The organism is Rhizobium cerradonense, assembly GCF_030182455.1.
In the GTDB taxonomy this organism is placed as follows: Bacteria; Pseudomonadota; Alphaproteobacteria; order Rhizobiales; family Rhizobiaceae; genus Rhizobium.
In genome coordinates this window covers 1-13,715 of sequence record NZ_JAQJCK010000042.1, presented here as the reverse complement: position 1 = coordinate 13,715, position 13,715 = coordinate 1, and the positions used below count along the sequence as shown (strand labels likewise).

12 protein-coding genes and 2 pseudogenes are annotated in these 13,715 nt (G+C 56.8%); 4 read left to right on the top strand and 10 right to left on the bottom strand.

Features of this window, described 5'->3' with window-relative positions; genetic code table 11:
• Positions 1–207, bottom strand: a pseudogene (locus PH547_RS32960) (nucleotidyltransferase family protein); the annotation flags it as partial.
• A 352-nt stretch (positions 208–559) separates the two neighbouring features.
• The gene (locus PH547_RS32955; RefSeq protein WP_285170425.1) at positions 560–1,591 is read right to left on the bottom strand and encodes a helix-turn-helix domain-containing protein; all 1,032 of its coding nucleotides are present in this window, start codon (positions 1,589–1,591) and stop codon (positions 560–562) included.
• A gap of 195 nt (positions 1,592–1,786) precedes the next feature.
• Here PH547_RS32955 and PH547_RS32950 point away from each other — a divergent pair, with 195 nt between their 5' ends.
• Together PH547_RS32950 and PH547_RS32945 are read left to right on the top strand one after the other, a co-directional pair.
• Positions 1,787–2,374, top strand: coding sequence for a TetR/AcrR family transcriptional regulator (locus tag PH547_RS32950; protein WP_285170423.1), 588 nt, complete (start codon positions 1,787–1,789; stop codon positions 2,372–2,374).
• A gap of 131 nt (positions 2,375–2,505) precedes the next feature.
• Positions 2,506–3,561: a DUF1176 domain-containing protein gene (locus tag PH547_RS32945; RefSeq protein ID WP_285170421.1), complete on the top strand. Its 1,056-nt coding sequence runs from the start codon at positions 2,506–2,508 to the stop codon at positions 3,559–3,561.
• A 113-nt stretch (positions 3,562–3,674) separates the two neighbouring features.
• Here the strand turns inward: PH547_RS32945 and PH547_RS32940 are convergent, their stop codons facing one another.
• From PH547_RS32940 to PH547_RS32925, 4 genes are all read right to left on the bottom strand, one after another.
• Positions 3,675–4,583, bottom strand: coding sequence for a lysozyme inhibitor LprI family protein (locus tag PH547_RS32940; protein ID WP_285170420.1), 909 nt, complete (start codon positions 4,581–4,583; stop codon positions 3,675–3,677).
• Between the two features lie 80 nt (positions 4,584–4,663).
• Positions 4,664–6,520, bottom strand: coding sequence for a DUF4344 domain-containing metallopeptidase (locus PH547_RS32935; RefSeq protein WP_285170419.1), 1,857 nt, complete (start codon positions 6,518–6,520; stop codon positions 4,664–4,666).
• Positions 6,521–6,647: 127 nt separating this feature from the next.
• On the bottom strand, positions 6,648–7,670 hold the full coding sequence (locus PH547_RS32930) for a DUF4424 domain-containing protein (protein WP_285170415.1): 1,023 nt from the start codon (positions 7,668–7,670) through the stop codon (positions 6,648–6,650).
• A gap of 43 nt (positions 7,671–7,713) precedes the next feature.
• Positions 7,714–8,997, bottom strand: a complete 1,284-nt coding sequence (locus PH547_RS32925) for a hypothetical protein (RefSeq protein ID WP_285170414.1) — start codon at positions 8,995–8,997, stop codon at positions 7,714–7,716.
• Positions 8,998–9,492: 495 nt separating this feature from the next.
• On the opposite strand from PH547_RS32925, the gene PH547_RS32920 reads away from it, so the two are divergent.
• Positions 9,493–9,936, top strand: coding sequence for a lysozyme inhibitor LprI family protein (locus PH547_RS32920; RefSeq protein ID WP_285170412.1), 444 nt, complete (start codon positions 9,493–9,495; stop codon positions 9,934–9,936).
• Between the two features lie 32 nt (positions 9,937–9,968).
• On the opposite strand, the gene PH547_RS32915 is transcribed toward PH547_RS32920, so the two are convergent.
• Both PH547_RS32915 and PH547_RS32910 read right to left on the bottom strand, forming a co-directional pair.
• Positions 9,969–10,412 carry a hypothetical protein gene (locus PH547_RS32915; protein WP_285170411.1) on the bottom strand — a complete coding sequence of 148 codons (444 nt, stop codon included), beginning with the start codon at positions 10,410–10,412 and terminating at the stop codon, positions 9,969–9,971.
• A 56-nt stretch (positions 10,413–10,468) separates the two neighbouring features.
• Positions 10,469–11,344 carry a hypothetical protein gene (locus PH547_RS32910; protein WP_285170409.1) on the bottom strand — a complete coding sequence of 292 codons (876 nt, stop codon included), beginning with the start codon at positions 11,342–11,344 and terminating at the stop codon, positions 10,469–10,471.
• A 486-nt stretch (positions 11,345–11,830) separates the two neighbouring features.
• Between PH547_RS32910 and PH547_RS32905 the strand changes: the two genes are divergently transcribed.
• The gene (locus tag PH547_RS32905; RefSeq protein ID WP_285170408.1) at positions 11,831–12,187 is read left to right on the top strand and encodes an Ivy family c-type lysozyme inhibitor; all 357 of its coding nucleotides are present in this window, start codon (positions 11,831–11,833) and stop codon (positions 12,185–12,187) included.
• A 168-nt stretch (positions 12,188–12,355) separates the two neighbouring features.
• Here the strand turns inward: PH547_RS32905 and PH547_RS32900 are convergent.
• Both PH547_RS32900 and PH547_RS32895 read right to left on the bottom strand, forming a co-directional pair.
• A pseudogene (locus PH547_RS32900) lies at positions 12,356–13,419 on the bottom strand (ISKra4 family transposase); the annotation flags it as partial.
• A 48-nt stretch (positions 13,420–13,467) separates the two neighbouring features.
• The coding region (locus PH547_RS32895) for a transposase domain-containing protein (protein WP_285170407.1) at positions 13,468–13,715 on the bottom strand (248 nt) is incomplete at its 5' end.

Here is a 13,715-nt window from a genome sequence, read left to right as displayed (position 1 = left end):
GATAACCGGATCATCAGCGGAACCGACGTAACGACGTTTCGTACCACCATGTCCATCCGGGATGTCGAAATACCAGTACGTGCGCCCCTTAACCTTCGCTGGGGTGAACCGACCCTCCGGAGGGAAATCGGCCGTCCAAGCGGCATCGAGCGAGCGCTGACCGAGCTCGGCGAGCATCGTCTGATACATGAGGTCGATGGACTTCATAGCTCGACTCCGGTGTTATACTGTTTTTCAAAAACAGTATAACGGTCGAGAGGATGGGTCGCAAGATAGGATACCACCTCTGTCGCCTTGAAGGAATTCGAACCGTCGACCCCGTCCCAGAATTGCCTAAATGGCCGGAATGATTGGAAGCTCGGCTCTCTTCGGCTTATCGTCCCCAGATTGGACAACTTGCTGAGGATCGCTCTCGGCCCAAAGCCGTCAGTCTTACTTCATTGAGTTCGTGTCGTCGCCCGCCAGGGTCGTGAATTGCAGACCCGTACTGTAGACAGTTGATTATTTCGGCAAACTGGATCGTCACCGGAATGGCGGCTCCGATATCTGCCGTATAATCTCAATTGCCGGGCACGCCGAACGGCAATGTCCAACCCGAGGGCCGGTTGACATGCTCTTGATGGTAATGGGCAGTGGCTTGTTTCAGCATGGAGCCGGTGCGAATATTCTCAAGTGTTTCGCCGGGCGTGTGACCGAATTCGGTTTTGAATAGACGGTAGAAGTATTTCTCGTTCGAGAAGCCATGCCTCCAGGCGATTTCGGCGATATGCGGCTGCGGCCGGCTGGGATCTGCCAGCACTTGGTAAGCACGGCGCAGCCTGCGGCGCTGTATTTGCCGCATGACACCGCCGCTGCCTTCGAACAATTGGTAGAGTTTTGCCCGTGACAGGCCGACGTCCCGGCAAATCCGATCGGGTGTGAGATCGACATCCAGCAAATGCGTATCGATGTAACGCAGGATGCGATTATGCAGCGCGTCTCGAACGGGCCCGCTGGCCTCGATCAGCGCATCCGGCGTCGGGGAGACCGCCGCGGTGACAAGCTGCAGGGTCGATTGAACGACATAGGGGATCTCATGTTCGCTAAGGCTTGCAAGGTTTCGCAACAGCGAAAGCAGATGGTCGCCAAGAAGACGAGCTACGCCATCCGCCAACGTCTGCCCGTGCAAAAGCGCGGTCCGGCTCGGAAGGAGATCTCTCGGCACCACCAAAGAGATCACGTCGCCCGCCTCAACCAGGCCTTCATTCACCTGAGCGGCATCAAGGACGAACAGATCGCCCGCTGCCTTTACGGGCTGAGGCGTGCTCCATCGGCACAAATATCGGCCACTCACCATTAAGATGAACCGAAAGAAATCATGACCATCTGTTCGGATACGGCGCTCGGCTCGATTGGTTTCGTGGATGGAAAATCGTGTTCGATTGAGCCACCGTCTACCGGATAGGATAAGAGGGCCGAGAGCAGCGCCAGTGGCTTCGGCATCGAAGGCGATGGAAGCATCGCTCCGCAAGATGCAATCGCAGGGATTGTCGCTGACCCAAGCGTGAAATCGATCTTTTTCAGGAAAGTCGAGCGTCGAAAAATTGAACATCAAAATGGAATTTTGCGCCATTGAACTTTGCCTTTAGCGGCCGCAGCTTTCGAATACATGCAGCAATAAGTTGAGTAGCCTAGCCGGAATGGTTGCTAGAATAGATAGAACGATCAGTATAAGAAGTCCATATGTAAAAGTTTGGACAATGATGTCTGACGGCCTATTCCGGGATGGGTTTAACTTGAGGCATCAATGAGCCCGAAAAAAGAGCAGCTAATCGCGGTCGCGACCGACTTGTTTTCAAGGCACGGCTTTCATCCGGTCGGAGTCGACCGGATTTTGGCTGAAGCCGGCGTCGCCCGCATGACGCTTTACAACCATTTCCCCGGCAAGGAGGATCTGATCAGCGCCGTCCTCGATCGCCGCTACCAGGACATCATGGCCAGTCTTCGCGCCTACGTCAAACCCACGGCTTCGGCAAGGGAGCAGTTAAGGTGCATTTTTGCATGGCATGAGGCATGGTTCGACACCCCGGAATTTTCCGGCTGCCTGTTCGAGCGTGCCCTTGCTGAGTTTGGCACCGACTATCCAAATATTTCCAATGTCGCCATTCAATACAAGAAAACCATGACGGCGTGGATGGGCGACATGCTGAAAACCCTTTTACCGGAACATGCCGCGACACGCGTCGCCTCGATCTTCTTGATACTGTTGGATGGCGCCACGATCGATGCTCGCGCCTTTCACGATCCGACCGTCGCCACAAGGGTATGGGGCGCTGCAGAGGCCATTATTGAACGGGAAATAGCGTTGACTTCATCCAACCCAGTACTGCGTTAGCGATGTCAGATCCGCACGGTAGCCCGAAGACCGGCATAGGGCGTCTTCAGAGTTTGGAGTGGCGATCGCCGCAAGACTGCACGCGCGCATGAACCGAGGAGTGGGCGTATGTTCGCCAGGGGGAGCAACGAATGCAACATCGTTTTAAGCAGACCGCGGCGGTTTTCCTAGTCAGTATCGCACTCGCCGGCACAGCAAGCGCGGCGAACCCGTCCTACGACCATTACAAGTCCTGGCTGGTCGCCTGCGACAACGGACTGACGTGTGAAGCCAAAGGTTTCGCGAACGGGAAAATCAGCAGTCCCGACCTGCGCTTCATCCGCGCCGCCGGTCCTGATGCCACCACCGAGGCTAAGGTGCACGTACCATTTCCGGTCAGCCTCAGCGATTTCCGTGCCGACGGTAAATCCTTGCATCTCGGACCGTCCTGGACGTTGAGCCGGGACGAAGACCTGACAACGATCTCGACCAAGGATCCCGCGGCGATGAAGGAACTTCTTTCCGAGTTGCGCAACGCTACCGAGATCCAGGTAGGCGACGATAAAGTGGCGATTCCACTTGACGGCATGGTCGCCGCTCTTCTGCACATGGATGATCGCCAGGGTCGCGTCGGCGGTGTCACCGCGCTGGTCAAGACCGGGGTTATCCCTGCCTCGAACATCCCGGCTGTGCCGTCCTTGCCGGTCGTCAATCGCCACAAGATCGATGTCAGTTTGTCGGATGGGGAAGGAGAGCGCCTGATCGCACAGGCAAAGGGTTCCAACAAGGCTCTTTTCGAAAGCGAAGAATGCCAAGCAGACGCATCGGGGGGCGACCTTGATGTAGAGGCCTATCCCCTTAGCGCAGATCGTGCCCTTGTCTTCATTCCCTGCGTCATGGGTGCTTATCAAGGATCGTCACTTGCATTCATCCTGCCACGGAAAGGGGACGATGCTCCCCTACCCTTTCAGCCAAAACTTCCTCTTGGCGATGACGAAACTGAAACGAGGCTGCTGACGGAACCCGAGTTCGATACGAACACCGGTACATTGGGGATGTCCGGCAGAGGGCGTTTAGTTGGCGACTGTGGCCTGACTGCGGAATGGGTCTGGGACGGTACCGAATTTCAGCTCTCGGGAGTTTCCTACCAACGAGCTTGTGGCGGCAGCCAACTCGGCGACTGGCCGACGTTGTTCCGGACGAGATAAAGCGGTTCACCAGGTTTCTCGTCATTGCGCGCCCCGCACGGCGAACTTGGCTCAGTTCTCTCCGATGACGCCTCTTATGCCTCCGCCAGCAGGCTGACGAAATTACTCGGCTCTCACTGATTTCGAGAAGCGGGGCTCTCCAAGGATCGCGGTGGAAAGTTCGGATGGGTCAAGCATTGAACCATCCATCCCTGCGCTGTGTCGTCAAATGGGAAATCCGGATCGAGTTTCAGACTTGGCCCCTCCTGACCATCCGGATCGAAGGTCGATTCCTTTGGGCGTAGACGAAAACTCCACCCCGTAGAATGAGTGTCGCTTCCTTGATCCGCCTCATCAGGGCAGCTCTCGTTTGTTGAAGCATAACCCGTCGAGCATCCCGCAATAAGCTTTGTTTTGCCGTCGACGACCTCAGAAACCGTCCGGTACTCTGTCGAATGGCTGCTTGCCCAGTCGAGAGTCGTTGTGCAAACTCGATTGTTGTTCTGCGTGACTAGCGTGCCCGTACAGACATATGCGCCGTCGCCGAAACCTCTGGGAGCAAAAAAGCATCCGGTGCGAAATCCAGAGAAGGCACCACCAGAAAATTTGGAAATGAACGCTCGCTCTTCCCTCGTCGTCAACTCGAGCCCCGAAGGAGTGGCAGATAGCACTCGGGTGCGGTCATGTATTTCATCGAGGAGCATGGTTTTTTGCCGATCGAGATCGTCAAGGTCCGGCTCAGGATTGGTATGCGGATCGGTTATGTCCTGGTGATAGCGGGCCTCTATCCAGCGGCGCTGACTGAGGATGATCAGGTCGTGAACCTCCTTGTCCCTTGTCGACTTCAAGAGATCGAAATAGGCCTTCGCCATTTTCGCGTCTGCCGTCTTCAAATCACGATCGCCGCAAATGACTTTGTCGAGCAACTGTGTCGCATGTTGGCAATCGATGGCAAAGGCGGCATGAGGGAGAGCCATCAACGCGAAGATCGCGATGGCGGACGTAGAGACAACTGAAGCGAACTTTTGAGCGCGCGACAACACGGGAAACTCCTTTTCAGATTAACGCGATAAAGCCGTTCGGCAGAGACCGTGACGAAGTCCTAAATCAACCGCTCTGATATTTATTTGGCAAACGGGTTTGAACTTTTGTCCCATTCGAGGGGGTTGCCGCCGGTCGCCGGCTGCGGCGCCTGAGCATTCTTCTGACCACCGCCATCGCCGCCATTGTCGTCCGACTTCGGTTGGAATCTCGGCGAGAAATGCGGCAGTATCAATCGTGCCCAGGAGCGGCTGATCTTGGAGGCTTCGTCGGGACAACGGGCCGCTCGTTCCTTGGGCAACATCCCATTGTCGACGATTGCGCCGTTGTCGTTGGGGTTGAGTCCATAAATCATGCATAGCAGATTGAAGTAACGCTGCGCATCGAGCGAATGTTCGTCGGCGAATGCTGCGACGTCCGGAGCGTTGGACGCCTGGCTATTGACCTTAAACCATACGGAAGCGAGCTGCAGAACGCGCGCAATGTCGTTCTTGGTTTCACGGTCGTCGACATGAGAGAGCAGCAGCACAGCGGCCAGCTGATCCACCGAGTCTTCTTCGCGGCCGACGGCCGGAAGATCCAGCAAGTCGATCAATGCGTGGCCTGACTCGTGCAAGAGGATGAAACGCAAGTTATCGCGCACGAACTCGATCGTCAGTGCCTTGGGATCGGAGGCACCCTTCGATAAGGCCTGACCCATCTGCAACAGGCTATCGATCATCTCGTAGCAGAGAAATACCGCGCCGCTTTTCTTGTCGTAGAATGCGTTGATGGTGCCGCATTGCCGCGTCACATAGTGCAGGGGGCGTGGGGTGACGAAGAGCCCGTCGAGGCCGTCAATTTCTGGAATATTGGAAAACAGGTGCGTATCGACGGCCCACTGATAGGCATAGTTGAAGTTGGAATCTTGCGGGGGGAAATAGTGATAGGTGAAGCGCAGCCCTTTACCATCCGACGTGATCAAGGAACCGTCCGTAGGCGGCGGAAGCGCATTTTCTTTCTGTTCCGTTACACCATCCTTGTCATCACTCAATCGCTTGGTCGCCGGGCCGGAGGAATTGTCGGCTTGTTGTGATGGTTCTTGTTGCGATTGTTCTGGCGCGCCTGTCGTGCTGTCTGAAGGAGCATTCTGGTTGGCTTGTGCACTGTTGTCATTCGCGCCTGCCAGATCGGCGAGTTTTGCCAGCGTTGGATAGCTGGGTTCACCGTCGGCGGTGTCATTGCCAAAGGGATAGAAGCCGTTGGAGATGAGCACGGAGATGTTTTGGACCAGCTTGTCGTTCTTGTCGGCGTTCCAGGTCAAATCGTAGCCGCGGATTTCATTGCCACGCTGCTCGAAGCGGGAATAGAAGTTTCGATCTCCCGATTTGCCGCTAACGATGAACCAATTACGCCGCCTGAGTTGATAGGTGATCGTACTGCCCTGATCCACGGCGAGGGTCTGGAATAGATTGTCGAGCTGAGCAATGCCGCTATTGGCGAAACGTGCGGTCTTCAACGAAAGCGACCCGTTTCTCGCTTCCAGGGTTTCGCCTCCAAGGTCGTTGTCCTGCTGTTCGGTGAGCAGTCCGGCCGGGTAGGATATCGTCAGTCCGGCTTTGGAATTATCAAGGCTATGCCATTGCAGCTGTTTGCGCACATCAAGAGCCGCTTTGGACAATTCGAGTGCATCTTGAGGCGACAGCATGCCGGTGGCGGCCCTGTTATGATCGCGTTGATAGCTCGCAATGCCATTGCGGCTGGCTTGTCCAAAGTTGCCGTCGGCAAAACCGCTATAGTAGCCGAGCAGGATCAATCCTTCCTGGCTGAGACGCCTCTCCCATATATTCAGCGCGTCTTCGATCGAACCCGAGCCGGTCTGATCGAGCTGTCCGCCTTGGGCCGAGGCTTGGGCAAAAGCAGGCCGCGGCGCGACCGCGTAGGGAGCGGCGAAAACCAAGGCCAGGGCGAAGATTGCAGTCTTCGAAACGTTAAGCTTCAAGGCGAAGGTCATTTTGCGCGAATTCCGGTTTGCCATGGGAACTGTCACGAAAGGCTCGTTCGACACCAAGTTTGCCTGCCCCAAATCATTGAACCGGCATGGTTCTCAGCAGCAGCACATCGATGTCGCGTTTCGGCGCGTAATTCTTGATGTCCAATTCGAATTGGGTCGGGCTGATCTTTTTCACGCCATCGCCGCAGAAGGACACCAGCGTCTTTGGATCGCCCTTGTCGACGATGAGCTTGAAGTCAGCGATCGGTCCTGCCCAATTGCCGCCGGAGGTGATGACGTAGGAGAGATACTGCTCGAAAGCCTGGACCGTCGGATTGGCGTCGTCGAGTTTTTTGTGAAGCGAGCGAGCCGCCTTCAGGAAGGTCTCGTCGGTGCAGAAGGTATCGCGGTAATGCTTGAGCTGATCGCTATCCATGTCCGGAGAGCCGAGCGATAGAGTGGACTGGCTGCCGACGACCGGGACATAGCTTTGCTCCACGATCATGTCTTTTCCCTTCGGAAAGATCTGCGGTCGCCAATATTTGGAGCGCAGCGTCCAAAGCGGATAGAGAGTGGCTGGCTGCCCGGTGTAATCGCCTTCGCCGGCATCAAAGATACCGGCATCCACCAACTCCTTGCGCTGGGCGTTCGACAAGTGGCTGATCGTCGCTTCGGTGGCCTCGGCTGTCGGTACCAGAGATATGTGCAGTGCCTTGAGTTTATCTGTAATTTCCTTATCCGGCTGACCATCCGCGACGAGGAAGGCGCGCTGTTCGAGCTTCGAAGGAACGGACTGCCCGTCGACAACGGTCTTGAATTTCATGAAATTGTCGCTCGCCGGATCGGGAACCACGGTCGTGGAATTGGAGCCGCCGCCCGGAAATGCCGGCATCGGGAAGGCAATGGTCGTCGCGTAGTCTGCATTCGTCAGATTGCGGAAACGATACGAGATTCGAATGCCTTTGGGGGACAGGTAGAGATCCTCGGAGACGAGCGCGATCTTGTCTGTTTTCTGAAGAACGAGACCACCGGTCCCCAATGTGGCCGAACTGTCGTCGGCGAGGGCATGCGTCGACAGGAGCATCAAGGCGGCACAGGTAAATGGAATGAAACGCATTGCTGATCTTTCGGAATGAGGGCCGGCTTACCCGGTTTCGGCATCAGGATTTGGTCTTGCGGTAGGCCGTGCCGTCGAATGTGTAGATATCGCCGGAGTCTGGAAGCCCGGCGTCGCCGTTGACGATGATGTCGCGGAAGTTTTCATGCCGGCCATCCTGCATCTTCACCGCACGAAGGAATTCGCTTAAAACGATTGAGGCTTTGCCAGTCGGTCCGACCGAGACGATCCAGACCGGCGCCAAGCCTGCGCCGGCGTCGCAGCGGTTCGACGTCGTCACGAACCACGTCGCCGCTGCTTCCGAAAGCGACGGCAGCATCTTCTTGCCGGTTAGCCTGCAGATTGACGGATAATTGGGATCTTGCTTGATCGCTTCGATTATCGCCGATTCCGGCTGTTCCATTCCGGCGTCGTTGATCGACCATAGGGTCTTGCCGGCAATGGCGGAAGGTGCGACATCCGCCGAGCCGATAGGCGTGCCATTTTTGGCGACGACATTGGCGTCAAGATCGAAATTCTCGACGATCTCTTCCGGAATGCTTCCTGCCTCGAGCACAAACTGACCGTTCTGCGAATGCCAGATGGCAACGCTGGTTCGATCATCCTCGCCATGGGCACTTCTGCTATAGACGACGCGCACGCGGTCGGGCCGCTGCAAACCCGTTTCGACTTTGGCCGTAACGGTTACGGCTTCGTTCTCTGTCGCCGCCGCGCCGTCATTGCTCCAGCCGGTCGGAACCATGCCAAGCGAAACGATGCCGCCGTTTCGGAACACATAGAAGTCGGTCGACCCAGTGGAATAGCCCTGCTGAGACGACACACCGGTCACCATCATGCCGTCATCAGGGCCAAAGTGGGCAGTGCCAATCTCCCCGGCATTGCCCCAGGAGCTGTTGCTGTCGGCGAAGTTGTTCTTTGAAGCGACGAGCCGTAGCTGACCGCCCGAGTCTCGGAGGAAATAGGCCGAAAGATGAGCGCTTTGGCTTGGCGAACTTTCACCCGGATCCGTGGTCGCCGTGATCAAGACCTTGGCGCTTGCGAATGTTAGGAGCGCTGCGAGGCTTGTGCAGCCATCGGCTGAGTTGACCGCCTGAAAAGGCAGGGCTTTTCTGAGTGCAATAGCTGCGGCATTACGCATATCGGTATTGTCGGCGAGGACATCTTTGTCGCCGTCGCAAAGCAGAACCGGGACCCGTTTCGCCTCACCACTCCCCGACGCGGCTCGAGCCACCGACCCGAGCGGCATGGCCGCGATCGGGAGGGCCAGGCAGCCGGTCACAAATGTCCAGGCTATGGGCCGTCGTTTCTGGAGGTGTATATTCTTCATCGGTCCAAGCATGCGAATCCAACATCTAACAATGGTTTCGTGCATCACAGCCGCATATCTCCCGGCCCTGTCTCAAGAGCGACCACCGTCGGATCATTTCGGTTCGGTCGCCAATTATCAGAACGCCTCCGATGAACCGACACTCCTGCGTCCGTCATTGGTGTACATCCGTCTATATTTCTCAGATCCGCATCTTCACCGCTGGCCCGCAGCTCGCGCGCGCAGTAGAGGCCCAGAGGCGAATTGATGCGCAGGACGACCCTCTTCCGATCCGCTGATGCGGACGGTCTTGCCGATAACAATTCTGGCAGATTGGCTGCACCACGAGACGCGTTGATGCCCGCAGACCGTATTCAGCGGTGGGCGAATGAGGGAGCCTGCATTCTTCTGAGTATCGGCGATCAGCATTCGATGTGGGGCGAAACATGCTTCTTCACCGCAACAAATCGCAGCTAGTCCAAACCCATCGATCTCTATCGTTAAAAGGATATCAGCATGAATATCTGGCGCGGCACCTTTTCTCGCCTCTTACTACCTGCTCTGGCGTTATCTATTCCGACGCTTGTTTGCGCGGTCGAGCAGAAGAATGTCGAAGCGACAACTGGGGTGCAAAAGCAAGTCGACGCGGTGCGTCCCTCTTATAAGTCCTGCTTCAAGCAATCCGAAGGTGTTACCGTTGCTATGCGGGACTGCGCCGCCACGGAACTTGAATATCAGGACAATCGCCTCAATCGAGCCTATCGCACCTTGCGAGCAAAACTGGAGCAGACCAGCGCTACGCAATTGCGCGACGAAGAGCGCGCCTGGATTGCCGAACGCGACCGGCAATGCGCCGTCGACAAAGATGGCGGCACGGCCGCTTTGGTCGTTGCCGACGATTGCTTGGTGCAAACGACATCCAAGCGGGCCGCCGAGCTGGAGAGCCGGCTTCCGCAATAAGGAAACTCGAAATCATTCACGAGAGCCGGCCCTTATGGGCCTGGCTCTATTGCCGGAAGATAATAGCCGCGTTGAACTGTCCCGCCAAACGCAGCGCCATGGCAGCTCAGGGAATAGCGCTCCCAGGAAATGGTCGTGACAACAGACTGCGTTCGCGTGTCCACGGCCCGGCTCTGATAGTCGACCTCCGCCTCATAACTGGCCTGTTCACCTGGTCCCTGGGAGACATCCTTCGTCGAGACGAGTGTTTGGCGTGTGCCGCCCACTTGTGTCGCTACGGGCTCTGGCATGGCAAGGGCCGTCTGCTCCTTGTGTATTGCCGTCAGGTAGGCCAGACATGCCGCAAAGCTCGGGAATGGGCCGGCCACGAACGGCTCGGGCGGCAACGATCCGCTGGCGAGCGCCGGACCAGCGAAGGCGGACAGAATACAAAATCCCGCCAGCAGGCGATTGGAAACCGACCGTCCTGTGCTCATCCTCTCTCCTCGCAGTTGGAAACCCTCACAATCGCTCCATATCATCATGCAGCGCGTCAATTCGCCGTGTGCCATTTGGACCGCTCGCAGGTAGCCTGATAGTCCGAAACCGTCGGCTTTCCGTCACCGAAGCTGGTGAGGCTCAGCTCCATGTCGCCTTTGTGATAATAGTAGTTGCAAGATGCGAGATCCGTCGCAGAGCAATCGGTCGCCTCGATAATTCCGCTTTTGCGAATTTCGTCGCCGGCGTAATCTTCGTAGGAGGGCGCCGGGCTTCGAAACGGCTCCCAACCTTCGGCAATGATCGCCGCACGCGCCTCGACGACGGGCTTGCCATGAACATCGGGCACCACTGCCTTCCCGCCACAGACGGATTCCTGCTTTGCTAAAGGCTCTACCTCGATCACATGACCGTCGACGAGCCGAACGTCGCCAACAGGCAACTGGACAAGGCCGCCATCAACAATACGCAGGCTGCCCTGGGCGCTAACAATCCTACCGATCGAAAGCTTGCTGTTCTTGTTGGCGTAGATGATGACGAGAAGCTGAGAACCATTGAAGAGCGCGATGTTGCCCTGGTCGATCTCGCAGGAGCCCGCAGTCGAAGGGTCGAACTCGCCAGCAAAGCTCACCGCGTCGTAGGGGCCAAGCTTTGCTTCGCCCGTTACTCCCCAACCGAGCGCATCGGCCGCCTTTCCACCCTCGCTCTTCGGAGTGACCAGTGCGTCGCACTCTTCCCGAGATTGGGCCGATGCGGGCGCTTTGGGTAATTGCGATAGGAGCGTGATTTCGAGGCCAGGGACCCGCGACCGCACGCTGGGTGTAGCCTCGACATTCTGGCCAGCCGCAAGGGCGCTGCCGCCCGAAAGAAAAGCCAGCAAAAGCAATGCGCCGCTAGCTGACAATCGGGAAATACGCGCAAGAATGGTCAATGTGGCCTCGCGGAAAAAGCGCCTTACAGGAAATAAAATGATGTCTATTCAACGGTTGATCACCGTTCAAGAAGCGCAGGTCTGCGTGAAGTCTACTGGGCTCCATCTCGAGTGCACATGCGTCCAGAATTGCGCTTTCGTGGATGGCACGCATCCGGAAGCGAGGCAGCGAGCTCGTGCCCATTCGTTTGATGGTACCGGGGAATTCAGACTGTGTCTGGAAATCTCGGACGGCACCACCAACCCGCCGCGCTAGTATTCGCATCCAGGAGATCGCCGGTGCAGGATCGTCCAAAACAAGTGCACTTGCGTTTAGACTTCGGAAATCGGCTGTAATCGGTCGCGGTGGCAGGTTATGCGATTATCGCGACTCCCACCGAGGTTTTGTTCGCGGCGAAATTCTTTCCCTTTTGCGACCCATTATTATGCCAAGAGGACAAACACGGATTTATGCGTAGGCTCGTACTCTTCCTTGCACTCGTCGGCATGGCGGATATCGCCCAAGCCAAGGACGTCTATCTTTATGATCTCCTGAAGGACCCGGTTCATGCCCGGTCATGGAAGGCCATGCTGTCGTCGGCGAAGGGTGCACCTGCTTGGGTGCGTGATGAAAACCGGTTCATCGCAGAACCGGTCACGATGATATCTATCGACTCCAAAGATTACACGATCAGTGTCATTGCTGAGCAGCACGCGACAAACGATGGCCAGGCCGCAATCCTCTTCACCAAAGATGGAACACAGGCATGGGCGGAGATCCAGGACGAGAAAAGTCTAAAACTCTATTTAGGCAACCCTTCCGCGTCACAAAAGACTGCGCTGGACAAGGTGCTGGCAGAGTAGTCTGCGTGCGGGTTCCGATACAGTTGTCAATCTTTCTGTGCCGCATTCTCCTTAAGCATTCAACCTGACACTGCTCGACGAGCCCGGCCGTACCAATACGCTGCTAGCAATCCAAGCTGTGAACGAGGGAGTGGAAAAAAGATGGGGGTTACGCCGCACGACTGAGTTTGCCTGCTTGAGACGACCATCGGCGACGGCGGCTCGGACCTGTAGAACCCGATGAGCGCCAATCGGCGACCAACGCATCTGACGCTTCTTGTTCATGCGGGCATTGACGAGGCTGTTGGCGGCGCTTTCGGCCGGCGAGCTGGATATCGGCAGGCCGGACCAGTATCGCCGACAGTAGTTGGCGATCGAAGCTGCGTTCTGCACCAAGTAGGTGCCAAGATTGTTGATCAGTTCGCATAGACGCCTGAGCTTCCCGGCAGCGTCGCGCAGTCCGGGATGCTGATCCAATTGGGCGAGCATCTGCATTACGGCTTCGCTTGCCTCTCGGACATAACCACTCCAAAGCAGATATCGAAGCCTTGGCACATGTACTGCAACATCTCGAAGATGGACGTTTAGATCTTGGAGATGCCTGATGCCCTCTCAGGCCTGCTCGATGTGTCGCAGCCGTATCGATAGATGAAACCAGTCGAGAATATGCATGACGGGCTGGCGTGTTGCGCTGAGGACGATGCTTTGCAAGCCGACTTCTCCGTCGCTGAAAACGGTCACGTCTCGACCGGGGAGCCATCCTTGTGCTCGCAACGCCGCGCGAAGGATATCGTGCTTGCCGGTAGCGATATTCGGCGCACCGGCAAACTGACGCGGTGCTCGGCCTTGCGACACAACCCGCCCCATGGCGACCTCGAAATGCCGGCTTTGATAGCCGGGAACCGCGCGAATATAAGCGCCATCGATGAAAACGGAAACGGGAGACTTGCCGGCATGACTGATCCGATAAGGGCTCGCGACGTCCCACCTTTCGATCTCATCAGCAACCTTGCCCAGCCGGTTGCTCACGGTTCGATGATTATGGGGCCTTGCGGCCGGCACAAAGATATCAAGCACACGAGCGGCTTCTCGAAAGGACAAACGGGAACCCAGTTCGGGTTGGATCCCTCCAACTCCGGCGTTGCTCTGCCATCCAGCAAAGTCTCCACGTGTCCGGCGCCCGATCTTGAGGTCGGTCCACATTCGCAGCTGCGCCACCTCGGTACGCGCACAGAACAAGTTCCGAAGAGCGTAAGCGCGCATTTGGGTGCACGCCGTAAAGTGGCTCGAAGGGGCGCGCGTCAGGCGGTCTGTTTTTTGAAGTTGAAGGGCAGCAGGTCCTCGATATCGGTGTCGTTTGGACGCTGCGGCAGTACGGTGAGGACGTATTTCAACCATGCGAATGGCTCGACGCCACAGGCCCGGCAAGTCAACATCAGGCTATAGATGACGGCGCTGGCTTTGGCGCCGGCAGGTGTGTCGCTGAACAGCCAGCTGTTTCGTCCGGTACAAAAAATTCTGATGTCCCGTTCGAGAATGTTGTTGTCTA

What these genes read in the sequence shown, in the direction of transcription:
- PH547_RS32955 (WP_285170425.1), bottom strand. Translation starts at nt 1,591, where the DNA reads ATGTTCAATTTTTCGACGCTCGACTTTCCTGAAAAAGATCGATTTCAC.
- PH547_RS32950 (WP_285170423.1), top strand. Translation starts at nt 1,787, where the DNA reads ATGAGCCCGAAAAAAGAGCAGCTAATCGCGGTCGCGACCGACTTGTTT.
- PH547_RS32945 (WP_285170421.1), top strand. Translation starts at nt 2,506, where the DNA reads ATGCAACATCGTTTTAAGCAGACCGCGGCGGTTTTCCTAGTCAGTATC.
- PH547_RS32930 (WP_285170415.1), bottom strand. Translation starts at nt 7,670, where the DNA reads ATGCGTTTCATTCCATTTACCTGTGCCGCCTTGATGCTCCTGTCGACG.
- PH547_RS32925 (WP_285170414.1), bottom strand. Translation starts at nt 8,997, where the DNA reads ATGAAGAATATACACCTCCAGAAACGACGGCCCATAGCCTGGACATTT.
- PH547_RS32920 (WP_285170412.1), top strand. Translation starts at nt 9,493, where the DNA reads ATGAATATCTGGCGCGGCACCTTTTCTCGCCTCTTACTACCTGCTCTG.
- PH547_RS32915 (WP_285170411.1), bottom strand. Translation starts at nt 10,412, where the DNA reads ATGAGCACAGGACGGTCGGTTTCCAATCGCCTGCTGGCGGGATTTTGT.
- PH547_RS32905 (WP_285170408.1), top strand. Translation starts at nt 11,831, where the DNA reads ATGGCGGATATCGCCCAAGCCAAGGACGTCTATCTTTATGATCTCCTG.